Origin of the sequence: Rhodococcus marinonascens NBRC 14363 (assembly GCF_001894885.1) — a bacterium.
GTDB lineage: Bacteria > Actinomycetota > Actinomycetes > Mycobacteriales > Mycobacteriaceae > Rhodococcus_F > Rhodococcus_F marinonascens.
Map to the genome: position 1 here is coordinate 1 of NZ_BCXB01000048.1, position 22,298 is coordinate 22,298.

Below are 22,298 nucleotides of genomic sequence, written 5' to 3' on the forward strand. Positions count from 1 at the left end.
TGTCATCCCACGAAGGCCGCGGCTTCCCTGGGTGAGCCAGCGGTTACGTGCTTCTTGGCGTACTCGACGCCAGTACCACGGCGTCCGTAGGGTCTCCATTTCGCGCAATTGTAGAGCTGCGGCTTTGCCCTGACCCGGGACCTCGACGCTCATTGGCCTGTTCGTCCGAGGTTGCGGAGGCGTTCGGTGGCGGTGCGTTGTTGGCGGCCGATGGTCAGCAGGTGCTCGAACAGTTGGTCTTCGGGCAGGTGCTGTGCGGCCTGGGCCAAGGACTGCGCGGCGTCGACGAAGCTGCGCCGGTATGCCTGGGCGAGAACAGCACGCACGTAGTAGTCGAGGGCGATGTGGTCGGCACCTCGGGTAGTGACGGTCGTGAGGTGGCGGGACCGCTGGCGGCCGTGGTGGCCGGCGAGTTTACCGGCCTGCTCGAGCGCGGCGGCGACCATCGTGGGATCGTGCGGAGCACCCGATCCGATAAGCGCGGCCGTGGCGGCGTAGAGCTCCTGGTGGATGGGCTGTTGGAAGTCGGCGGTCTCGAGGACGGCCACAGCCGTTCGTGCTGCGGCGGTGGGCGCCCAGAGCAGTGCGCACAGGCACAGTGCCTCGACGTCGGTGTGTGCGTCGATGCCTAAATCGGCCGCTTGGATGTTGTCGCCGAGGTGGGCGTCGCCAGTCTCGGCGGGTATGAGGGCGAGTGCTGTGGTCATGGCGGGGCGGTCCTTTCGGGGTGAGATGGCCTGACGGGTCGGGTCAAGATTCATAGCGATCAAGAGGGGTGGGGCGAGAGACACGCTCTCGCCCCACCCCTCGGTGTCAGTCGATATCGATCTGATCGGCGATGCTCTGACCTGCGGCGACTTCCTCCACGGGGGTCAGGGTGTGGCCGCACTCGGCCAGGAAGGCGAGGTAGTGGTCGGTGCCCCTCGGGTGTGAGCGCCAGGCATCTTTGACCATGCGCGATTCCTGGGCGGCGAGGACCAGGGCCAGGGTGAGCACCTGGGCGCGCCCGGCACCGGACTTGGCGACCTGATCGGCGATGACGACCTTCGCCTCGTGCTGCCCTTTGAGCGAGAGCAGTTCCGCGAGGACGGCGTAGGACCGGTATTCGGTCAGCAGGTCCCGGTCACCGGCGAGGGTGATGGCCACGTACACGGCAGCCGATTTCGGCGGTGTCTTGGCCGCGAGCAGGCTGCACAGGAACTTGCGCCGAACGACGGTCGCGGCTTCGGCCTTGACGTTGAGTACCCGCACCCTCTTGCGTTCGCGGCGCACCCTCGCCTCCGTTTCCAGCTGCGTGCGCCTGACCTCGGCCTGCTCTTCGAGCCGCTGACGCTCGGCCTCCGCCCGTGGATCCCCGGAGGTGTCCACGGTGTCCGCTCGAGGCCCGCCGGCCTTCACCGCTGCCATGACGGGCGAGAGGTGCAGTCCGGCCGCGTCCGGATCGGCGCACAGGTACTCGGGAAGCCATTGGTCCTCGATGGTGACGGTGTTGGCGTGCACCAGCCCGTCCTCGGGCTCGATATCGGCCTGGCCCTCGGTGTACCAGTCGACGCAATCCTCATCGATGGGTAGTCCGGTCTCGATGTCGGTGATGAACTGCCCTTTGCTCAGCACCACCGTCCAGTGCTCGGCGTTCGCCTCGGCGTGTTCGGCGGTGACCTCGCCGCCCTCGCCGGTGCGCAGGTCAGCCATCGCCAGCATGGTCCCGTAGCCGGGGTGATCGGGCAGAACACGGAATCCCTTCACCGCGTAGGGTGCTGCCGCCTCCTCGAATTCCTCCCGCTCGATTCGTGCGGCCCGCAGCTCTTCGGCGACCGAGTGGAAATTCCACCGCCCGCAGCCGAGCAGTTTCCGGACTGCTTCCTCGTCTCCGTCGAACTCGGCGAGGATCGCGGCCCGCTCCAAGTCGAGTTGGTTGTCGTCGAGGGTGCTGCGCGCCACCGTGGACTTGCCGACCTTCCCGGCCTGCTGCACCCACGCCGTGGGCGCGTGGATCAACTTGGCGACCTTGGTCACCGACATACCCAGGTCCAACAATTCCGCCACTCCTGCGGCGCGTTGGCCTGGTGTGAGAGCGAGTCGTTGGTCGTTCGCCTCCATTTGCGCAACAACACGTTCGGCGTTGCGTTCATCCTCGCCGCTGGTGGTGTCCCGGCGCACGATCACCGGGATCGAATCCACGCCGGCCACGCGAGCGGCGAGGGTACGGCGTTGCCCGTCCCGCACGACGATCCGGCCGTCTTCGTGTTGGACCGCGCTGATCGCTTCGAGAACCCCGTGGTCACGAACGGATTCCACAAACTCCGGGGTGGCCGTGAAGTCGACCTGGTCGCGGACGTTGGCACCGATGTCGAGGGCGTGCGGATCGAGTCGGACGAAGATTTCGCCGTCGATCATTTCGGCGCGGGGTCCGTTCTGGATTGCGGTCATGATGGTCTCTCTCCTAGACTTCGCTTCCAGAACACCGGGCAGATAGTCGCTGCCCGGTGTTCTGGCGTGTGCGGGGTGTTTCGTGGGTCAGCGGGTCGAAAGCGCTTGCCGCGCCGGTGGGTCCGGCTGATGCAGCGAGGTGTGCCCGGTCGCGCACTCGTCCCACTTGATGTGCGCGAACAGCAGATCCTCGGCCCCGCGCTGGTTGTCGGCCGCGCGCAGCCACTCGACGAACCGGTCCACCTCACCGCAGTCGCAGTGCTCGGCGATCGCTTCTTCGAACAAACGGCCGTCGCCGAACAACTCCGCCACGGTGGCGGCAGCCGCGCCGATCGTCTCCAGGTCGTACATGACGCTCCTTCTCTGCCGGAAAGCGAGCCGGGACCGGTGCCCCGCCAATTTTTTTCGCCTTCTGGCAAAGGAGAATCGGATCGGTATGAGGGGGCCGGAGTGCAACTTGGGATCGGAGCAGTTTTCCCAGCGAGCGCAGCGAGTACGGGGTGGGGAAAGTGGTTCGACCCGAAGGGCGGAGCGCAGCGTAGTCACGGGTTGCGCGCAGGTCACCGCCGATCAGAATCGGAAGGCCAGAAGGAGAAACAAATCAATGCTCTTTGCCGGGCGGAGCGCAGCGGAGCACTATTCGGAGAACACCGCAGGTGGTCGGCCGCCGGCAGGCGCAACCCGAACCGCGACCATCTCCCACCACCGTCAACGACCCCCACACAGGCAGGCGTGGCAAAATCGGGGTGTGGCTCGCCACACAGATCATTGACACCTCAACAGCACACTCGACTCGACCAGTTCCTCCCCTCCCAGTTCAACACCCAGAACTGAACGAGAAACAGCAATCCGCGACACATCACTCCAGGTCAACAAGCCTGCACCCCGCACACGCGGGGATCACCCTCGGTTGTACCGGCTACTCGATGGGAAATGGATCTGCACCCCGCACACGCGGGGATCACCCGTCTAGGGGATCAGATTTGCGACACGTTCTCGTCTGCACCCCGCACACGCAGGGATCACCCCGCTGCCGAGTAGAAGAAACTCGACACGTCGAACTGCGCCCCGCACACGCGGGGATCACCCCTACGACGTCAACATGATTTTGCGCAACGTTCCCTGCACCCCGCATACGCGGGGATCACCCGGTCCTGATCTGAACCAGAATTCGAAGTTCGGTCTGCACCCCGCACACGCGGGGATCACCCCTTCTGGGACCGCTCCGCACGCAAGTGGCCGTCCTGCACCCCGCACACGCGGGGATCACCCGTCGTCGATGAAGCGTTGAAATACTTCGACGGCCTGCACCCCGCACACGCGGGGATCACCCTACGAGGTGCTTGACCCCCGACGCGGCGTTGTTCTGCACCCCGCACACGCGGGGATCACCCCCTGTCTTACGTAGGGACGTCGGTCAGCGGCAGCTGCACCCCGCACACGCGGGGATCACCCGACCCAGAGGCGGAAATTCTCGCCTGCCCCGAACTGCACCCTGCACACGCGGGGATCACCCGTGCCCACTGACACTCTCGAACGGTCGAATCCGCTGCACCCCGCACACGCGGGGATCACCCGGACTATCTTCGCTATCTCGACCAACTCCGGCACTGCACCCCGCACCTGCGGGGATCACCCGCACCGCAAGCATTCCCAGGTCGCGAGGATTGCCTACACCCCGCACACGCGGGGATTATCCGCGAAGCGTGTCTCGGTGACGATCGCCGACGGGCTGTTCTGTACGTACCCCGCACACGCGGGGATCACCACACCGGCCACGGATCACGTGGTGGCTCGTGTTTGCGCGGACTCTCCGTGGAGGGGTGTGTTCGTGGAATACGATGGTGGGATGCTGATCGGGTATGCACGATGTTCGTCGTCCGCGGGCGACGAGAAGAGTCAGCGGGATCAATTGGTGGCGCGGGGTGTCGGCGCCGACGCTATTCATGTCGATCATGGGCTGACCGGCCGCGACCGGACGCGACCGGCTCTGACTGCCGTCTTGTCGGCGTTGTCGGCGCGGGACACGTTGGTGGTCACCACCCTTGATCGGTTGGCCCGCTCGGCCGCTGACCTGGGTGCGATCACCACCGATCTGCGGGATCGCGATGTGCGGTTGATGGTCGGGGGCACCGTGCACGATCCGCGGGATCCGATCGGGCGGGAAGTGTTCGCGATGTTGTCGACGACGTTCGCCGAGTTCGAGTCCGGGCTGATTCGTCTGCGGACGATGGAGGGCAATGCCCGTCGCCGCGCGGCCGGCGGTTTCTCCGGGCGCAAACCCCGACTCGATGCCGCGGAGCAATCACAGCTCTACGACCTGCATAGAAGCGGTGAGCATTCCGTCGCGGAACTCTCGAAGCTGTTCAATCTTTCGCAGCCTGGCCTCTACAAGACCCTCGCACGAGAGAAGAGTCGACGATCCGACTCCCCTGCCGACCACTGAGCGACGCCACCAGCACCTCTCATAGGGCAAGGCAGCGCCGCGGCAGTACGGCTGTTGTCGTCATGTGTTGTGGTGCGGCCGGATGAGACTGTCGAGGTAGGCGATCTGGGCGTCGAGGTCGGCGTGTATGTCGCCGACCTCGCCACACCTGGTGGCGGTGTGTTCGGCGGCGTACTCGGATCCGGTGATCTGTTGATAGAGCTGGTCCACGTCGCCTCCTCCGGCGGCCAGTTCGGTCACGGCCCATAGGTTGTGCAGGCTCGCCTCGATGGCTGCCAGGGCGCGGTGGTGGGCGCGGAGCGCGGCGACCCGGTCGACGAGGCCGGCTTCGGCTCGGGCGGCCACGACCTGGCGTCGTTCCCACTCGGCTCTCGCCCGGGTGAGCTGGTGAGTTCCGTCGCGGATCGGTTGTGGTGGGGTGTTCGTTCGTAGGGTCAGCAGTTCGTGTGCGGCCGCGGCGATCCGGTGCAGTTCGATGGTGAATCCGAGTACGGGTCGGTGTCCGTGGAGCATGGGGTGCGACCAGGAGGGGTTCGCGAGGAGGTGTGTGACCACGTTTTCTGCGATGGCGACGAGTCGGATCTCGGGGCCTTCGTCGCGCAGCGGCCAGTGCAGCGGTGAGTGTGCGCGGCGGAGTTCGTCACGCTGTTCGGTGGTCAGTTGCCGGTATCGGCGGGACCGTCCGGTGACGGTGTCCCACCAGTGCGGCTGCGCGGTGATTTCGTTCGGGTCGAGAAGTGGGCCGGCGAGGTCGGCTACCGCCGATTGTGTGGCTGCGCTGATGCCGGTCCAGTCGAAGACTGCGGTGGTGCGGGGGGCGCGTTGAGGGAAACGGAGTTGCTCGCTCACCCAACTGCGGGCGTCGTGGATCGCGTCGGTCAACTCGATCACCGCCTTTTCTACTGCTGAGCAGTGTGGTCTGGGCAGAGCAGTACCGGGTTGGTGTGCCATCCGTCCGCCGCAAGCCAGTGCTGTACCGGTGCGGGCAGGGTGCCGGCGTCGGCCTGTTCGGCGAGTGTGCCGGCCAGGATGGGGCCGTCGCCGCAGACCGTGCACGCGATGTCGAACGCCGGCTGGTCGGGTTCGCACTGACGGCAATGGTGTCGCTCGAGCACAGTGTCGGGGTGTCCGGGATCCGGGTGGAGCCAGGTGACGGCCAGGTCGGCGCGTTGATGCGCGGCCTCGGCGCGGGTGGTCGGTTCGTATCCGCAGGTCGGGCAGGCCCGCGGCGACCTCGCCGCTGTGGGACGGTCGCCGCCGGGGCGGGCGGGGGTGCCTGGGCTGGTCCTGGGCTGTTTGTTCAGGTGCCCGTACACGGTGGTACGGGGCACGTTCAACCTGTCCGCGATCTCGGCGACGGTGTGCTCGCCGCCGTCGTAGAGGTGTTGGGCGAGTTGGATCTGCTCGCCGGTGAGTTTCGCCGGCCGCCCACCCTTGCGGCCGCGGGCACGGGCCGCGTCGCGTCCCTCGCGGGTATTCGCCACCGCCAGCTCGTGGTGCAGGTCCGCGAGCACCGACAGCATCCCGATCATCGCCGCGCCTTCGGCGGTGGCGGTGTCGATGCCCTGCTCGAGCACCCTCAGACCCACCCGCCGCTCGTGTAGGTCGGCGCCGAGGCCGATCAGGTGCGCCGTCGACCGGGCGAGCCTGTCCAGGTGAGTGATCACCAACGAGTCGCCGCCGCGCAGCAGGGTCAGGACCAGATCCAGCTGGGGCCGGGATGCCTTGGCGCCCCCGGCGTGGTCGAGGTGGATGCGTTCGGTATCGACACCGGCCCGGCGCAGGGCCTCGACCTGGGATTTCGGGTTCTGATCCGGGGTGGAGACCCGTGCGTAACCGAACAACATGTGTCGAGAATACCCTCAACAAGGTTTATTCGACATAGTTTATCGACACGGGTTTTCGACATCGGGTCGGTGCGTCGGCCCACTAGTTTCCGGCGGGTGTCCTCATCTTTGGCTACTTCTGCCCAGAGAGGCCGGTCAACCAACCAGAAGCCAGGGCGCCGGTTAGGACTCTGTGAACATCTGCGCTAATGTACGCGGATCCTTCAGCGTCTTTATCCAAAAGATGCTTCCGCGTGGCTCTTTCGTGATCTTCGCGGATGGTCCGATTCGACGGGGGACGTCTGTCGCTGACCGATGTTCCTTCGTAAGACAAGTTCCGGTGAAGCGGATCTACGGCACCTGGTGCAACGAGAGGATTCTTATATGCGTTTGAGTGCTTTACCGAAGGGGCGGCGGCGCGCTGATCTACTACGTCGTTGGGCACCTGCGGTCTCTGCAGTCACTGTCGCTGCCGTGGCGATGGGGCTCTTGTCGGCGTCGCCAGCGATGGCCGATCGGTGGATCGGGAATTATATTGTGGGGGGGGCGATCGAGGTCGAGTATGACCAGGCAGGCGGATACAACAAGTTCGGAAATCCGACTACCCCGGAATCCAACGCAGCCGACTTCGGAAGATTTCAGGTATTCGAACGCAGCAATTCGATCTACTGGCATTCCGACACCGGAGCACACCAGATAGGTGGGCGTATTCGAGACAAGTGGGGTGACTTCGGTTGGGAGACCGGAAGTTTGCACTATCCCACTACTCGGGAGCTACCGACCCCACAGGGGCAGGGCGTGTTTAACCACTTCCAGGGTGGTTCTATCTACTGGTCGCCGGCCACCGATGCTCATCAAATATGGGGCATGGTGCGGGATCAGTGGGCAGTAGAGGGGTGGGAGAACTCGCCCTACGGGTTCCCGAGGACGGACGAATACACCAATCCTTCGTACTCGGACGGGTTCAAGCAGGATTTCGAGAACGGCACTATTGAGGTCGTCGACATGAAAGTCCCTGCCTACGGATACGTCGATCCGACGGTCGCAACTCTTGACACAAAGTCGCTGCGCACTGAGGAAGGGAGCGAATCGACACCGCCGTCGAGCGCCACCACGTCGTCGACAGATCCATCGAGTCCGGCGGTCGCAACTGAAGAGATCCCGCCGACCGATGTGCCCGTGCCAAATGAAACGTCGGTCAAACCAACACCTCCGGCAAGCATTCTGCCTACCACTCCGGGAGTCCCTTACCCCCTCCCGAGCAGTGGAGACGCCATCACATCAAAGACCTGGCCATTTGGCGATTTCTGCGTCCTGGGCACATACGGAGGACCAGGAGGTGCGTGCCGATTCGGGGATGGGATCGGCGTCAAGGAGGCTCGCTGCATGGCGTCGATTGTCGTTGCGGCGGGGACGCTTGCAATACCCGCTTCCAAGGTACTTCAGTTCCGTAATTTCGTGACGAGCGTCGGCGGAGCCAAGGAGGCGTTTCAGCTATGGAGGGGTGCGAGTTTGCCCGGAGAACGGGCACTGGCGTGGTCCCAGACCGGCAAGATCACTCTTGGTCTTGCAACCGAGTTCCTCGCTTTGGACGCCATAGCGGACAATTGCCGGTGAGCGTGACTGTTCAACATGGACTGATAGTCGGCGGGTATCGATGGTCTGCGTCTGACGCCCGCCGGCCAAGGTTCGAACATCCGAACGGCATGCTCAACCGAGAGAAATGAGACAGCGGTGAACCCACCGAACCAGACTGCTCTAGAGCCCTTGACGCGTTGGGCAGCAACAGTTGTAGCGCTTGCACTCCTATTCCTCGGCGTGACCACCATGATCGACCGTTTCAGTGCCGACGTAACGGTGACTGATTGGATCATTCTGGCGGTGTACGCCTTCGTGATCGTTGGGACTCTCGTCACCGCCGTTCAAGCATGGAGGCGCAAGCTCAGCGACACACCCGAGGATAGCGGGACTGCAAGTATCCCGGCTGCCGACATCGATGCCGCCTTGGCCAAGTCGACGGACAGAGTGTCAGCCGTTCGTGCCTTGCGGGAGCTACATCCTGAGCTCGGATTGACGGCCGCAAATCACCTGATCAAGGATCGAACCACCCCTACATAGATGATTCGCTCGAGCATCCCGTTCATCATTCCGATCCCGAGCGTTGACCCGACTCGCAATGACCCGGATTTTCAGGCATTGACAACGACACATCGAGTGCCACAGGACACGGATACCCCCACCAGAAGGTGGGGGTATCCGTGTGATCAACCACCACCGAGTCAACGACTAATTCTTGGCCCCGGCGAACAGTTTCTGGATTCTCCGATGACGGTGGTGCCGACTTCGGCATACACCCAGCCTCACACGCCTCACAACACATCTCACCGGATTCCGCGGGTCCGCACTAACCGTGCAGGCGCCCGCGGTGTTCGTTGTTCTCGTGCCCGGTGTTCGCGGAGTGGGTCGCTGTGGAGCGGGTGATCCCCGCGGGTGCGGGGCGGTTGTTCTTGTGGTGGTGGTGGGGGTTCAGTCCTCTAGATCATCGGGTGATCCCCGCGGGTGCGGGGCAACTATGAGGGCGAGTACAGCACGTTATGCGGTTCGGGTGAGGAGGAGCCCGCATCCGTAGGCTTTGGCGGGTCCGATGCCGCCGGTGAGGGCGGAGCGGTGGGCGCCGGGGTCGGTGATCCGGGCGGTGCCGGTGTAGACGATGGTGGTGTGCGCGAAGACCGCGGTCGGTGTCGGCCGCTGGTTCGCCGGCAGGGACTTGAGGGCGCTTCCGATCCCGGTCCCGGGCCGCACGTTCAGGTCGAGGACGTCCAGTCCTGCCCGGGTCAACGCTTTTCGGCCCCAGTCTTCTTGCTCTGCCTGCGGGAGCGGAATCTTCTTCCCGCGGGGGCGGGCACCGGACTCGGTGCGGCCGGTGGACGGCACGGATTTGTGGGGTGCTGCGGTCAGCTGAAAGCTGATGGTGCCGGCCAAGGGTGCCTGCCGGGTGCGTTGATCGACGTCGCCGACGAGAACACCGGTGTCGAGGTGCCAGTTCGGTGGGGTGTTCGCTTGCGCGACGACGCGGACGCGGTGGTCGGTGCCCGCCGTGAGTGCGTAGAGGATCCGCAGGCTCGCCCGAGACTCTTCCTCGCCCGGGAAGATGTCCTCACGCCAGCCGGACATGATGAGCCGGTGCATCAGGTGCGCGTCGAGCAGCGCGTCTCGGACGATGCGGTGGTGGGCGTCGAGGGTGAGGTAGCTGGTGTGCAACGCCAGCGTCTCGGGTGCGGAGACTGTGGTCATGGGTGCTCCTCGGGTGCGAAGAAGTCGACAGTGCGGGTGCCGGTGGGCGGGTGCGGCACTGCGGCCGTGGTGCGCCGGGATTCGAGACGTGGAGTGTTGCGGCGCTGGTCGAACCGGGTCGGCTGGTCGACGGTGATCTGCGTGTCCGCGGCCGGGTGGCTGCGGACGGGGGTTTCTTCGATCCAGGTGGTGTACCGGGAGGCGACCTCTGCGGGGGGGACGAGGGCGAGGGCGTCGGCGGGGTCTGCGACCGGGTGGACGACCGGGGCGGGCGGGGCCGAGAGCGGGTACGCCTTGCGTCCGAGGTGCAGGCTGCGGGCCGGTGCGGTGAGCGCGGCTGCGATGGCGTCGACGAGGCCCCGGGCGCCGGTCAGGGCGATGGTGAACACGGCGTCGACGAGGTATTCGTCGGTCGTCAGGATCGCGGCCTCCCGCTTGCCGACCAGGATGTCCTTGCTGTCGCGGCGAATGTTCTTCGGGGCCGCGTAGGTGCGCTCGGTGGGCAGGCCCTTCGCGGCGGCGCGGGCCAGCGCCGGGTCCGCGAGCACTTCGGCGGGCAGCAGCGGGAAGCGGCCGGATCCGGATGTGTGGTAGTCGGATTCGATGTTCCCGGGCCGGTCTGCGCGCACCCCCAATCGCAGGGCGGTCAGGTCGGAGATGTCGCCGGTGCGGTCCCGGCCGAGCGCATTGGCGACCAGGCCGACGATCCCGGACTTGGTGGGGTGGTCCTGGGTGGGGCGGTGGGCGCGCCGTTCCCGTGCGGACCACGCCTGCTGGGGGCCGGCGAGGCGGAAGGTGACGGTCGCGGTGGTCATCGGCGGATCCGGGTGATCAGGTCGTCGAGGGTGTCGGCGACGTCGACACCGGTCAGGTCGAGGGTGTCGGCGATGGTCGGGTTGATCGTCAGGGCCGTGGTCTCCCCGCCGGTGAAGGGGCGGGCGGCGGCGGAGTGGCGGAGCAGGCGGGCTGCCGCGTCGGCGGCGACCTGGTCGCCGCGGATGGCCGGGGAGAACGCGTCGGCGAGGGAGTAGACGGCGGTGCCGGTGTCGGCGAGGACCAGGATCGGCAGGGTGTGTGCGGCCGAGGAGCGTTTCTTCGAGGCGGGCAGTGAGCGGATGGTCCACTCCACGAACGCGGCTTCGGCGGCGAGGGCCAGGTTTTCGACGACGGCCGGGTCGGTCGATGCGGCCGCAAGGTTGGTGCGGAGCTGGCGTCGGTCGAGTTCGACGTACCGGTAGAGGGTCGGGGCCGCCAAGTCCATGGTGTCGAGCATCGACGAGACCGCCTCCCCCACACCGGCGGCATCGTCGACGGCGGTGAAGAAGTCGGCTTCGAGTGCGAGTGGGTCGACGGAGAAGGCGTGTGCCACCGAGGCGGCGCCGTCGACGTTGCTGCCGGGGATTTCGGCGAGCATCCGGCCGAACAGTGCGAGGTCGATGGTGGCGTCGACGTCGAGGGCGGCGCGGGCGGCGGTGAGGACCGGATCCGGGACGAGGACACCCTTCTTCTCGTCGAAGGTGATGTCGGTGTCGTGCTCGGCGATCGCGGCGGCGACGCGGGCGGGGAGTTGTTCGGAGGCGAACACGGCGACGGAGGTGTTGCCGGTCTTCTCGTTCGCTTTGAGACCGAGACCGGTGAAGACCGCCGCGGACACCGCTGCGGCACGGTGCGGGTCGATCCCGTGGGTGGCGGCGAGCGCGTCGGCGGTCAGCTTCGGGAAGCGGGTGGTCCGCAGACCGAAGGTGCCGCCCTCGATCGCGGCGGTGCGCACCCCGATCCGGATGGCACGTTTCCAGGACTGGCTCGAGACGCGGACCCGGGGCACACCGTCGGCGGTGATCTTCTTGATCGCGCCGGCGTCGTCGCGGTTGAGCAGTGAGGCGGGCACGGCCTGGAGGACGTGCAGGGCCAGGAACGGGGCGAGTGCGGTGTCGATCATGTGGGGTGTCCTTCGGTCGGTCGGGGGTGGTGTCAGGATTCGTCGGCGGCAGGCTCGACCGCTGCCGGCTGGTAGGTGTGGAACTGTCGTGCCCACAACACCCGGATATCGGTGCGGGTTGCCGGGTTTCGCCACGCCTCGATTTCTGTGGCGATCGTCGCCCAGTGCGGCGGGTAGTCGACGGTGCGGAGTTGTCGGCCGATCGCGTCGAGGGTGTCGGCGAGGGCGACGTCACTGCCTGCCGCGATGAGCCGGTCGAGTAACCGCACCGCACCGGGGTTGCGTGGGCCCCTGGATCCGGTGGCGCCGAGGCTGCGGAGACCGTGGCCGAGTCCGGTGCCCGGGCGGCCGTAGCGGGTACCGGCGCGACCGGAGTGCCAGGACGCGAACAGTTTGCCGGCCAGTGCCCAGGCGATCCACTGCTCGTCGTCGGCGGCGGAGGTGAGCCGGATGACGTCGACGTCGACGACACCGTCGGGGCGCCAGCGGCGTAGCCGCGCCAACGCGGGGTCGGCCGAGTGGGCGGCGGCCGCGAGGTGGCGGATGTAGCGGTCGGCGGGGGTGTGGGTGGTGATCTCGGAGCCGGTCATCAGGGCGTGACGCCTTCCTTCTTCGGTGCGGGTGGTGTTGTCGCGGCGACGGCGGCAACCGGGGATCTGTGGGCGAGGGTGCCGGCGAACTCGTCGACACAGAGGTTCGCGAGCGCACGCATCGCGTCGACCGCGTCGGTGACGGTGATTTCGCCGGTCAGGGCGCTCCGGACGACCGGTTCGAGGTCGTGGTTCAGGCGTGAGTCGGTGGGCATCGCCCGCTTCCACCACGCACCCGGCGAGGTCGGTGTCGAGGACGGGGCCAGGATCCGTCCGGCGGCGATGACTCGACCGATCAGGTATGTGCGGGCCTCACCGATTCCGGTGTCGAGGACACCCGCTTCGGTCCTGCTGATCTGCGGCACCGGCAGCGCCCCGGTCACCGGGCCGTCGAGCCGCGACTGGTAGGACGCCAACCCGGCCAACCGGATTCGGCCACGTTCGGGCAGGTCGGCGGCGAGAACACCGGGTGCGTCGATCGACGCGTACGCGGTCAGCAGTTGCCGCCAGGCGGGGCGGGCGGCGTGCACGTCCCACGCGGTGTAGGGCTCGGATTTCTTCTTCCGTTTGTAGCTGGTGTGCGGGATCAGCTGCGGGTCGGTGTCGTCGCCGTAGCGCAGTCCCTCGGTGATCGAAAGGCCGGTGACGTAGCCGTCGGAGTCGGGGACCAGCAGCATCGACCGCGCGTGCCAGGTCAACGCGTCCGCTTGGCCTCCCCGGTCCCGGTCGTGTCCCGGTTTGCCGCCCGGCCAACTGTGTTGGAATGCCCCCACCGGGCCGGGGCGCCGGTTCGCGGCGAGGGTGTCGGCGAGGTTCCCGGCGTCGATCCACACCAGCGGCCGGGACGCGGCAACGGCCGCCTTGGCCGCCTTGAGTCCGAAGATCGTCTCGGGGAACGGTTGGATGCCGCCGACGGAGAACTGCTGCCGCATCAGCAACGCCCGCGCCGCCGCGGCCGGTGTCAACCGCACCGCGGACTCGTTGTGGTGGTGGTCGAGCAGGACCGCCCCGTTCCCCGCGAACCGGTACGGCAACGTCACCGCGGGGCCGACAGTCCGCTCACCCACATGCTCACGGAGCTGCGGGTTCTGCCCGAACGGTGCCGAGGCGTCGAACAACTCCCACTTCCCGGCGGTGGAGGTCAACCATCCCACCAGATCGCCGTCGCCGGCGAGGTCAGCGGCCATGAGTATCCGCAGGACGGCCGCGTCTTCGAGGGGGTCACTCGACGCGATGTCGAGGACGTCCCCCAGGTTCCGTGCCAGCTCGAGCAGGCTCAGCGTTGCCGGGCCATCGACGGTGAACACGTCGATCCACGACTCGGTCAGAAGGTCCATGACGAATGACCGTACATGATCTATAGAACTGAATATTGTTGTGGTCCTCTATTGTTGGGCAATGCAGAAATCCGCACCCCGCTTCCTGCTGCACCCGTACCAGCAGCAGGCACTTGACCAGCTCACCGCCGCCTGGGAGCAGGGGTACCCGCGCGCAACCTTGACGATGCCCTGCGGGACCGGGAAAACCGTTGTCATGGCCGGACTCCTCGAGTCGGGGGACGCCGCCGCGCACCGGGCCGTGGTGTTCGTGCCGACCGTGCGTTTGCTGGTGCAGACCGCGAACGTCCTGCGCGCTTCCCGCCCGAATACGCGCCTCATTGCCGTCTGCAACGAGCGGGGCGCGAACACCGACGAGTTCTCCACCCCCGAGCGCGGCGAGGTCGAGGCGGACCTGGCGCCCGACGAGGCTGCCGCAGCGCTCGACGTCGAGATCACCACCGACCCCGACCATCTCGCCGAACTGATCACCGGTGGCGGCGACATCCTGGTCGTCGCCACCTACGCGTCCTCCCCCGCTGTCGGCGCAGCCACCGGCTCCGCCGGCATCACCTGGGATCTGTTGATCTGCGATGAGGCGCACCGCACCGCCGGAACTGCCGACAAGGCGTGGGCGCTGCCCCTCGACAACGACACCCTTCCCGCGCGTCGGCGCCTGTTCGCCACCGCGACCATCCGCGCCGTCGAACCGCCCACCGACACCGACCCCGAGTTCGGGCCGATCGAGGTGCTCTCGATGACCTCGGTCACCGACTACGGCCCGACGATCGCCCCCTTGAGCCTGCGTGAGGCGATCACCGACCGTCGCCTGTCCGACTACCGCATCGCTACCATCGCGGTCGCCGAACCCGCCGCCCTCGATCTCCTCGAGAGGGAAGCTGGCACCCTCGACCTCGACCCCCAGGCCGCGGCCGCGCAACTCGCCCTGATGCGTGCTGCGGAAACCCACCCGGACCTGCGGGCAGTGATGGTGTTCCACAACCGGATCGACATTTCCCGCGCGTGGGCCGCCCAGTTCCGTGCCCTCGCGAAGACCACCCGCAACAATGTTCGTGTCTTTCATGTCGACGGTGGCAGCGACCCCCGCCACGTCACCGCGGCACTCAACGCGCTCGCCGACCCGGGTGACGATCTCGTTGTCGTGTCGAACTGTCGACTCCTCGCCGAGGGCGTCGACGTTCCCGCCCTCGACGCCGTCATGTTCGCCGCTCCCCGCACCGGGGCACCCGACATCGTCCAGATCGTCGGCCGTGCCCTACGCCCCCACCCCGGCGGCCACCACCGCACCGCGCTGATCATCCTGCCGGTCCTGCACCGACCGAACGACACCGCCAGCACCGAGGATCGTGTCGCCCGCACCCACTACCTGACCGCCTGGCAGGTTCTGACCGTCCTCGCGGAGGAAGACGAGATGATCTTCGCCTCGCTCGCCGAGCATCGCCGCGCCGTCGACGGCGACACCGAACCCCCCGGACCCGAGTCACGTGTCCGGTTCGACACGGTCGGCCTGCCCGCCAACATCGACGAAGGCTTCATCCTCGCCACCGTGCGCCGCACCACCAGCGGCTGGATCCGTGTGCACCACAAACTCCGCGAACAAGCACTCCGCGGCAACACCCTCAACCCTCGCCCCGCACTGACCGTCCCCGACCCCACCACCCCGAACGGGTATCCCCTCGGACAACGAGTCGCGGCACTCCGCAAAGCGAAAGCCGCCGGCCGCGTCCCCACCCGAATCGTGGCCCTGTTCGACACCGACCCCCTCCTCACCGAATGGAGTTGGGATACCCAACCCTCTCGGGCGACAGGGCTTTCCGTCGACGCGAAGATCGACTTGATCGAGCGCTACACCGCCCTCACCCGGATCCCCCACGTCCTACCCTCCGCCACCGTCGACGACCCGAAAACCGGACGCCGTGTCAAGATAGGAGCGTGGCTCGCCACACTCAAACCCAGCACGTTGACACCTGAACAGCGCACCCGACTCAACCGGCTCCTCCCCACCCAGTTCGGCAACCAGAACTGAACGCGAAACGGGCCTCCCGCACACAAAACCCCAGTTCAGGAAGTATCCGCCCCGCACACGCGGGGATCATCCCCCCGCCGCACTTGGGCTGACAGCCCGACATCGGAGGAGAGAAGATGGCGGCGGCAGAGGTGTACTTCACGGACTGTCGGTGTGTCGGTGCACTGGCTGATACATCAGGCTTTGCTGCACGATCACCGCGTCCTGAAGTGAATCGCCCCGGGGTGTCCGGACACTTCACTCTGTGGACCAGTGAGAGTGATGGTCACCGGGCCGCCACCGAAGTTCCCCGGAACCCGGGACATCCTCCAGAAAGGCCGGCCTGTGCACGACGACCTGGTGGGCTGCCGGTTCACCGGACCGCCAAGCCCCGTCAACGAACCAAGCCCCGTCAACGAACCGGATGAGGCCGCCACCCTCACGATCGGGGTGGCGGCCTCATCCGGTTTCACGGTGCGGGTGTCAGCTGAAAAAGCTGCCCCAGCCGCTGCCCGAGCCTGTGCCCGAGCCGAAATCGAGGCACAACGATCCGGTGCACTGGTCGATGCCGATCACCGACACCGTGCCGCCGCCAGCGTTGGTGACGTAGGCGCGGTTCCCGTCCGGGGTGATCGCCACCCCGAGCGGGGCGATTCCGACCGGGACGGTCTCGATGACGGTGTTGGTGCCGGTGTCGATCACCGACACCGTGCCGTCACTGCTGTTGGTGACGTAGGCGCGGGTTCCGTCCGGGGTGATCGCCACCCCGACCGGGTCGGTCCCGACCGGGATGGGCGCGCCCACGACCGTGTCGGTGCCGGTGTCGATCACCGACACCGTGCCGCCGCCATTGTTGGTGACGTAGGCGCGGGTTCCGTCCGGGGTGATCGCCACCCCGGACGGGCTGTTCCCGACCGGGATGGGCGCGCCGACGACCGTGTCGGTGCCGGTGTCGATCACCGACACCGTGCCGTCGAGATTGTTGGTGACGTAGGCGAAGGACCCGTTCGGGGTGATCGCCACCCCGACCGGGGAGAGCCCGACCGGGATGGGCGCGCCCACGACCGTGTTGGTGCCGGTGTCGATCACCGACACCGTGCCGTCACCAAAGTTGGTGACGTAGGCGCGGGTTCCGTCCGGGGTGATCGCCACCCCGAACGGGAAGCCCCCGACCGGGATGGGCGCGCCCACGACCAAGTTGGTGCTGGTGTCGATCACCGACACCGTGCCGTCACCAGTGTTGGTGACGTAGGCGAAGGCCCCGTCGGGGGTGACCGCCACACCGCGCGGGGCCAACCCGACCGTGACGGTGTCGATGACAGTATCCGCTGCCGCAGCCGCCGCCCCCATCCCGGCCATACCCAGGACCATCGCAAAAGTGGCGGTCACCGCGAGTGTGAGACGCGCGGCGCGCCCCCCGACCCTGCGGTAACCGCGCACCGTAGTGTGCTGATTCACATTCGTCTCCTACCTTGTGAGGAACAAACCGGATCAACCTTCGTCATGTCGGGAACCGGCGGTCGGAACCGAACACCAGCCCACCGGAGGCTAACAACCGGATTCCGATTCCAACCCCAAATCCGCCGAACTCCTCACGGGCACAAGGCCGCACAAGGTATCATCCAACACCCGAACGGCCGGGCCGAGGGATCAACGCGGGCGTGAACGCGGGGTTACCCCGGTGGTGCTCTCAGCCGGGCATCTGGTCGGCGTTCGACAAGTTCTCTTCCGCCGCGGGGACTCCCGCCGACGCAGAGACCGCCGTGGCCGCGATCGAGGACACCGTCACCACACCGCTAGAAACCGTAATACCTTAGTACCTCGATACCTTGGTACTGATGGACGCGAGCTGCACGCATCTCGCAAACGATCGATTTTGTTAGACGGGTGGACGTGACGCCGTCGATCAATGTCTACCAACTGATCAGGGAATCGAAAGGGCATCAAGTGACGAACGAGACCTGGGACCCGGAGACACCGGGGTGCTGCGTTTGCCATCTGGGCGGCTGGTTCGTGGCCGGGGCCTCCGTAACCCCTTCCCCGCAGGCGAAAAGCCCGAGTTCGGGGTGTACCTGCAGGGCGGCGAGCCCCCACTGGTCGAGTGGGAGAGTCGGTGGGTGCGGTGGCGAGACTTCTGGCTTCCGTCCGACCGGGGAGCTATCGTCCCGACTTTGCGTGAATTGCTCGAGCGTTCCGAGGGTGAGCGCGTCGAGATTGCCTGCAGCGGCGGTTTCGGACGTACCGGGACAGCGATGTCCTGCCTCGCGGTGCTCGACGGAGTGCCAGCCGACAAAGCCGTCGACTACGTCCGAGAGAACTACTCGCGCAGGGCCGTCGAGACGCCGTGGCAGAAACGATTCGTCGCCCGGTTCGGCTAACGCCGGCGGGCGGACCGCATCAGATCCGGGGTCGGGGAACTACACCAAGTAGACCCTGTCGTGTCCCCTCTCCAAGAAGCTCACGCATGCCTGTATTCGGAGGGTTTCAATACCCGACTGTCCCATTACCGCTCAGCAGGGTCAGGACGAGGTCCAGCTGGGGCCGGGACGCCTTGACGCCCCCGGCGTGATCGAGGTGGATACGCTCGGCGTCCACACCGGCCCGGCGCCAGGCCTCGACCTGGGAATCCGGGTTCTGATCCGGGGCGGAGACCCGTGCGTAACCGAACAACATGCGTCGAGAATACCCTCGCCACAATGTATTCGACATAGTTTACCGACACAGGTTTCCGACATGGCGGCGGAACGACCGCGGAGACGAAAGTGCCCGACCTCTCGATCGGGCACTTGGCTCCGGCAGTAATGCGGTGTCCATTGGTTCCGTTCCCGGGATGAATGGGCTGGGCCTGTTCCCTGCCCTGTTGCCCCGTCGGCGCAGGGGTGCGCCGACGGGGCGCGTGAACGTCAGCGGTCTGCGTTGTCCTTCACGTACAGCGTGATCGCCTCACGCATGACCTCAGCCGCTCGCCGTCCTTGCGCTTGTGCGATCGCGTCGACCTGTTCGCTCACCGCGAGCGGGAGCCGAACCTGCCGCTTCGGCGACACGGTGCCCGGCTTCGCCTCCGGGTCGAGTCTGGGGCGTCCGGCGTGCGCGCGGGCGAGCAGCGCCCGTCCGGCTTCGGCGGCCGCAGCACCGCGGCGTGCGGTCTTCGAGTCCTTGGGCAGGACCATGTCGTCGTCCGCCCAGCTCGCCGCGGCCTCGTAGTCCTTCTTCTTGGTCATGGTTTCCTCCGTTCCTGCCACCATTCCCCGATCCGGCGTCATCAGTCCTCCATCCGCTCGAGGTGCTTCTTTCTGGCCTCCATCACGTGAAAGATCGTCACGTCGCGGCCGCCGATCTCGACCATCACCTCGAGCCACGGCGCCCCCGGTCGGCGCCGCGGACCGATGAACAGGGTGGGACGAATGGTCGACGGCGGTCGAGGTTCGTCGAACTCCGTCTCCATATACTCGGCGTGCGCGATGGCATACTTAGCGTCCTCAATGTCGATTCCGTGCTTGAGAGCACTCTCGGTCCACTTGATTGCCATACTAATACTGTACTACATAATTGGCTATTTTTGTAGTACAAAATAGATCTCTTCTCAATCTCCGTCTCAGCCCGATCGCAAACTCTTGCTGCCAGATGACTCCCGCGAGAACGCCACCATCTGTCACCGCGAGTCACACCCGACACTCTCGAATGCCGGGTACAGCCGCGCACTGTCACTCCCCTGGCCGACCACTGAGCGACGCCACCAGCCCTTTCATGGGGGCAAGGCAGCGCGTCGCGGCAGAACAGCTGGTGCTGTTCCGGGCCATGACAATCGCGCACAACCCTTTCCAGTGTCAGTTCAACCCCGTGGTGCATGGCGTTGGACAAGATTCGTCGAAACCAGCCGGAGAAGTCCACCAATATTTTGCTTAGGCGGACGAAGCAGTTCATGATCAATCAATGGATGTGGCTGTCGATGCTGTCACGAAGGTCAACGGCATCTACTGGTATGGCGTGATCGTGCTGCTCGTGGGCCTGGGCCTGTATTTCACCGTGCGGTCGCGGTTCGTGCAGATCCGGTTGCTGCCCGACATGCTGCGCTCGGTCACCGAGCACGCCGAGACTCTCCCCGACGGCACCAAGGGGATCTCGGCGTTCCGGGCCTTCTCCATCTCGGCCGGCTCGCGTGTCGGTACCGGCAACATCGTCGGGGTCGGCATCGCGATCAGTATGGGCGGGCCGGGTGCTGTGTTCTGGATGTGGGTGATGGCGATCGTCGGTGCGGCGACCGCGTTCGTGGAGTCCACCCTTGCGCAGGTGTACAAGGTGCGTGACCGGGATGGATTCCGCGGTGGTCCCGCGTACTACATGCAGTACGGGTTGCGGCGACGTTGGATGGGTGTGATCTTCGCGGTCGTCATCACGCTCACCTATGGGTTCGTCTTCAACGCGGTGCAGACCAACTCGATTGTCGACGCAGCATCGACGTCGATCGGGTTCGAGGGGCACGGGCCGGCGGCACTTGTCGGAGTGGCGGTCGCGGTGCTGACCGCCGCCGTGATCTTCGGCGGTGTGCGCCGGATCTCGGGGGTCACCCAGATCGTCGTGCCACTGGTCGCCTGTGCATACATCGTCCTCGGGTTGGTGGTCGTGGTGCTCAATATCGGTGAGGTGCCGCGGTTGTTCCAGTTGATCGTCGAGAACGCGTTCGGTCTGGAGGAGGTCGTCGGCGGTGGCTTCGCGGCCGCATTCATGCACGGTATCCGCCGCGGTCTGTTCTCCAACGAAGCCGGCATGGGTTCCGCGCCGAATGCCGCTGCGACCGCAGCAGTTTCGCATCCCGTCAAGCAGGGGTTGGTGCAGAGCTTGGGCGTCTACTTCGACACCCTGCTGGTCTGCTCGATGACGGCGTTCATCATCCTGCTGTCGGAACCCGAGTACGGCACGACGGCTGGCGCCTCGCTCACCCAGAACGCACTGGCCGCTCATCTCGGCGGCTGGACAGTGCACTTCCTCGCGATCGCAATCTTCTTCCTGGCCTTCACCTCGGTTATCGGCAACTACTACTACGGCGAGGCCAACATCGAGTTCCTCACAGGTTCCCGGGGTGCACTGCAAGTGTTCCGCGCGCTGGTCGTGGTGTGCGTGTTCGCGGGCGCCGTGGGGTCACTTCCTCTCGTGTGGGGGCTGGCCGATCTCTTCATGGGTGTGATGGCGACGATCAACCTCATCGCACTGGTTCCGCTGGCGGGTGTGGCGTTCGCGTTGTTCGCGCACTACACGCGCCAGCGGATCCGGGGAATCGATCCGGTGTTCCATCGCTCCGACCTGCCGGAGGTCCGCGGAGTGCAGGTGTGGGAGGATTCGGACACGCATGACAGGACGTGACCATCTCTCGGAAGCCTGCCAGGTGGCCGCGTCCCGGCGCCTGAAACAGTGGGCGTCGTGACTACCGGAGTTGCGGTGGAACAGGTGCCGCTATCGGATTGTGTTTCTCAACGTTTCCGTACGCGTTGCGAAGCCCAGTTGATTCGGTCGGCGGCGTCGGCGGCCTCGAACGCCGCCATTGCAGCGCGTTCGGCCGCACCACGGAACGCCTGCCGGCCTTTCTCGTTGTAGTCGCGGACCGCCGGTCAGCCTCGGACGGCACGTTCACCGACGGACAGCAGTTGCGCGGTCTCCTGCGAGGACAGACCCAGCAACTCACGGCGTGCGCGCAGCTCCGCGCCGGAACGGCGGTCGTCGGCCATGGGATGTCCTTCGGGATCGGAAGCCTGGGCCTGCGCCCTGGTGTCGGTGATGCGTCGGTGAGACTCTACCGACGGCCACCGTCGAATCACCCCGCAGACGAAAACCACTTGTTGTCCGCAGCCACTTGCTCCAGGGACTTGTTGCCGGCATCGCGAGACACTCGTTGTTGGCCCCGGAATCCTGAAGCTGGCCCCAGCCGCAAAGTAGTTTCTCGCTCAGGGTGACTCACCTACTGTTGTCGGCGTCGTGGGCTGTCGCGTGCGAGGTGGCGGTAAATGGACTTGCGGGAGACGCCCGAATATTTCGCCGACCAGCTCGACGGCGTGTTTACGTTTTCCGCGCTGGTCGAGTTCGTCGTACTCCCGCGGGCCTCGAGCACCGGCAACCCGGTCAGGCTCGAGGGCCGCCCGCCGACCCGGCCGCGAGCACCGAGACGCACCTCCCGCGCTACCGCACATAGTTTCCGGAGTCGACTCGACGTGAACGATTCGTCGAGCCAGGTCGATTCAAGCCTTACCGCACATAGTGTGCCGCTATCTGCAGTAACTCCTTAGTGCCGGATTCCGGGCAGATGTCCCTCAACCCCCGTCACCGGCTCACTCTCCGACTCGAAGAAGGCGAGCAAGATGTGGCCTCCAGGCGTGAGCACACGACGGAACTCGGCCATGTACGAACAAGTCATACCGAAGTTGGCGACCGTGACCCCG

The 22,298-nt window shown here is 66.1% G+C and carries 20 protein-coding genes; 6 read left to right on the forward strand and 14 right to left on the reverse strand.

Features of this window, described 5'->3' with window-relative positions; translation table 11 throughout:
• Positions 1-149: 149 nt before the first annotated feature.
• The 3 genes from RM2_RS20945 to RM2_RS20955 all read right to left on the reverse strand — a co-directional run bounded on the left by RM2_RS20945 (position 150) and on the right by RM2_RS20955 (position 2,781).
• On the reverse strand, positions 150-707 hold the full coding sequence (locus RM2_RS20945; protein ID WP_072691442.1) for a DnaB-like helicase N-terminal domain-containing protein: 558 nt from the start codon (positions 705-707) through the stop codon (positions 150-152).
• Positions 708-813: 106 nt separating this feature from the next.
• Positions 814-2,430, reverse strand: a complete 1,617-nt coding sequence (locus RM2_RS20950; RefSeq protein WP_072691443.1) for a ParB/RepB/Spo0J family partition protein — start codon at positions 2,428-2,430, stop codon at positions 814-816.
• An 87-nt stretch (positions 2,431-2,517) separates the two neighbouring features.
• Positions 2,518-2,781: a hypothetical protein gene (locus RM2_RS20955; RefSeq protein ID WP_072691444.1), complete on the reverse strand. Its 264-nt coding sequence runs from the start codon at positions 2,779-2,781 to the stop codon at positions 2,518-2,520.
• A gap of 1,165 nt (positions 2,782-3,946) precedes the next feature.
• On the opposite strand from RM2_RS20955, the gene RM2_RS26100 reads away from it, so the two are divergent.
• Positions 3,947-4,876 (forward strand): recombinase family protein, encoded by a 930-nt coding sequence (locus RM2_RS26100; protein WP_445009104.1) that lies wholly within the window; start codon positions 3,947-3,949, stop codon positions 4,874-4,876.
• Positions 4,877-4,936: 60 nt separating this feature from the next.
• Here RM2_RS26100 and RM2_RS23615 read toward each other — a convergent pair whose 3' ends face one another.
• Positions 4,937-5,767 (reverse strand): hypothetical protein, encoded by an 831-nt coding sequence (locus RM2_RS23615; protein WP_084721921.1) that lies wholly within the window; start codon positions 5,765-5,767, stop codon positions 4,937-4,939.
• A gap of 8 nt (positions 5,768-5,775) precedes the next feature.
• Positions 5,776-6,723 (reverse strand): recombinase family protein, encoded by a 948-nt coding sequence (locus RM2_RS20970; RefSeq protein ID WP_072691445.1) that lies wholly within the window; start codon positions 6,721-6,723, stop codon positions 5,776-5,778.
• A gap of 459 nt (positions 6,724-7,182) precedes the next feature.
• Here RM2_RS20970 and RM2_RS20975 point away from each other — a divergent pair, with 459 nt between their 5' ends.
• Both RM2_RS20975 and RM2_RS20980 read left to right on the forward strand, forming a co-directional pair.
• A complete protein-coding gene (locus RM2_RS20975; RefSeq protein WP_084721924.1) occupies positions 7,183-8,319 on the forward strand; it encodes an LGFP repeat-containing protein in 1,137 nt (378 codons plus the stop codon).
• A 201-nt stretch (positions 8,320-8,520) separates the two neighbouring features.
• Positions 8,521-8,820, forward strand: a complete 300-nt coding sequence (locus RM2_RS20980) for a hypothetical protein (RefSeq protein ID WP_084721922.1) — start codon at positions 8,521-8,523, stop codon at positions 8,818-8,820.
• Positions 8,821-9,294: 474 nt separating this feature from the next.
• Here the strand turns inward: RM2_RS20980 and RM2_RS20985 are convergent, their stop codons facing one another.
• From RM2_RS20985 to RM2_RS21005, 5 genes are read right to left on the reverse strand one after another with little or no spacing between them, the layout of a single operon-like run.
• On the reverse strand, positions 9,295-9,996 hold the full coding sequence (locus RM2_RS20985; RefSeq protein ID WP_072691447.1) for a type I-E CRISPR-associated protein Cas6/Cse3/CasE: 702 nt from the start codon (positions 9,994-9,996) through the stop codon (positions 9,295-9,297).
• Entirely contained in the window at positions 9,993-10,811 is an 819-nt protein-coding gene (gene cas5e / locus RM2_RS20990; RefSeq protein WP_072691448.1) for a type I-E CRISPR-associated protein Cas5/CasD, read from the reverse strand. The genes RM2_RS20985 and cas5e overlap by 4 nt, the downstream gene beginning before the upstream one ends.
• Complete coding sequence (gene cas7e, locus RM2_RS20995) at positions 10,808-11,935, reverse strand: type I-E CRISPR-associated protein Cas7/Cse4/CasC (protein WP_072691449.1); 1,128 nt, start codon at positions 11,933-11,935, stop codon at positions 10,808-10,810. The genes cas5e and cas7e overlap by 4 nt, the downstream gene beginning before the upstream one ends.
• 32 nt (positions 11,936-11,967) lie before the next feature.
• The gene (locus tag RM2_RS21000) at positions 11,968-12,525 is read right to left on the reverse strand and encodes a type I-E CRISPR-associated protein Cse2/CasB (protein WP_072691450.1); all 558 of its coding nucleotides are present in this window, start codon (positions 12,523-12,525) and stop codon (positions 11,968-11,970) included.
• Positions 12,525-13,862, reverse strand: coding sequence for a type I-E CRISPR-associated protein Cse1/CasA (locus RM2_RS21005; RefSeq protein WP_072691451.1), 1,338 nt, complete (start codon positions 13,860-13,862; stop codon positions 12,525-12,527). Before RM2_RS21005 ends, RM2_RS21000 begins: the two co-directional genes overlap by 1 nt.
• Positions 13,863-13,923: 61 nt before the next feature.
• Here RM2_RS21005 and RM2_RS21010 point away from each other — a divergent pair, with 61 nt between their 5' ends.
• Positions 13,924-15,888 carry a DEAD/DEAH box helicase family protein gene (locus RM2_RS21010; protein WP_072691452.1) on the forward strand — a complete coding sequence of 655 codons (1,965 nt, stop codon included), beginning with the start codon at positions 13,924-13,926 and terminating at the stop codon, positions 15,886-15,888.
• Positions 15,889-16,350: 462 nt separating this feature from the next.
• Here the strand turns inward: RM2_RS21010 and RM2_RS21015 are convergent, their stop codons facing one another.
• On the reverse strand, positions 16,351-17,325 hold the full coding sequence (locus RM2_RS21015) for a beta-propeller fold lactonase family protein (protein WP_072691453.1): 975 nt from the start codon (positions 17,323-17,325) through the stop codon (positions 16,351-16,353).
• Positions 17,326-17,849: 524 nt separating this feature from the next.
• Here RM2_RS21015 and RM2_RS21020 point away from each other — a divergent pair.
• Positions 17,850-18,245 (forward strand): protein-tyrosine phosphatase family protein, encoded by a 396-nt coding sequence (locus RM2_RS21020; RefSeq protein WP_072691454.1) that lies wholly within the window; start codon positions 17,850-17,852, stop codon positions 18,243-18,245.
• 106 nt (positions 18,246-18,351) lie between these two features.
• Here the strand turns inward: RM2_RS21020 and RM2_RS21025 are convergent, their stop codons facing one another.
• From RM2_RS21025 to RM2_RS21035, 3 genes are all read right to left on the reverse strand, one after another.
• Complete coding sequence (locus RM2_RS21025; RefSeq protein WP_072691455.1) at positions 18,352-18,540, reverse strand: recombinase family protein; 189 nt, start codon at positions 18,538-18,540, stop codon at positions 18,352-18,354.
• 230 nt (positions 18,541-18,770) lie between these two features.
• A complete protein-coding gene (locus RM2_RS21030) occupies positions 18,771-19,088 on the reverse strand; it encodes a ribbon-helix-helix domain-containing protein (RefSeq protein WP_072691462.1) in 318 nt (105 codons plus the stop codon).
• 41 nt (positions 19,089-19,129) lie between these two features.
• Positions 19,130-19,396: a hypothetical protein gene (locus RM2_RS21035; protein WP_072691456.1), complete on the reverse strand. Its 267-nt coding sequence runs from the start codon at positions 19,394-19,396 to the stop codon at positions 19,130-19,132.
• A 404-nt stretch (positions 19,397-19,800) separates the two neighbouring features.
• On the opposite strand from RM2_RS21035, the gene RM2_RS21040 reads away from it, so the two are divergent.
• A complete protein-coding gene (locus RM2_RS21040; RefSeq protein WP_072691457.1) occupies positions 19,801-21,228 on the forward strand; it encodes an alanine/glycine:cation symporter family protein in 1,428 nt (475 codons plus the stop codon).
• Positions 21,229-22,298 lie beyond the last annotated feature (1,070 nt).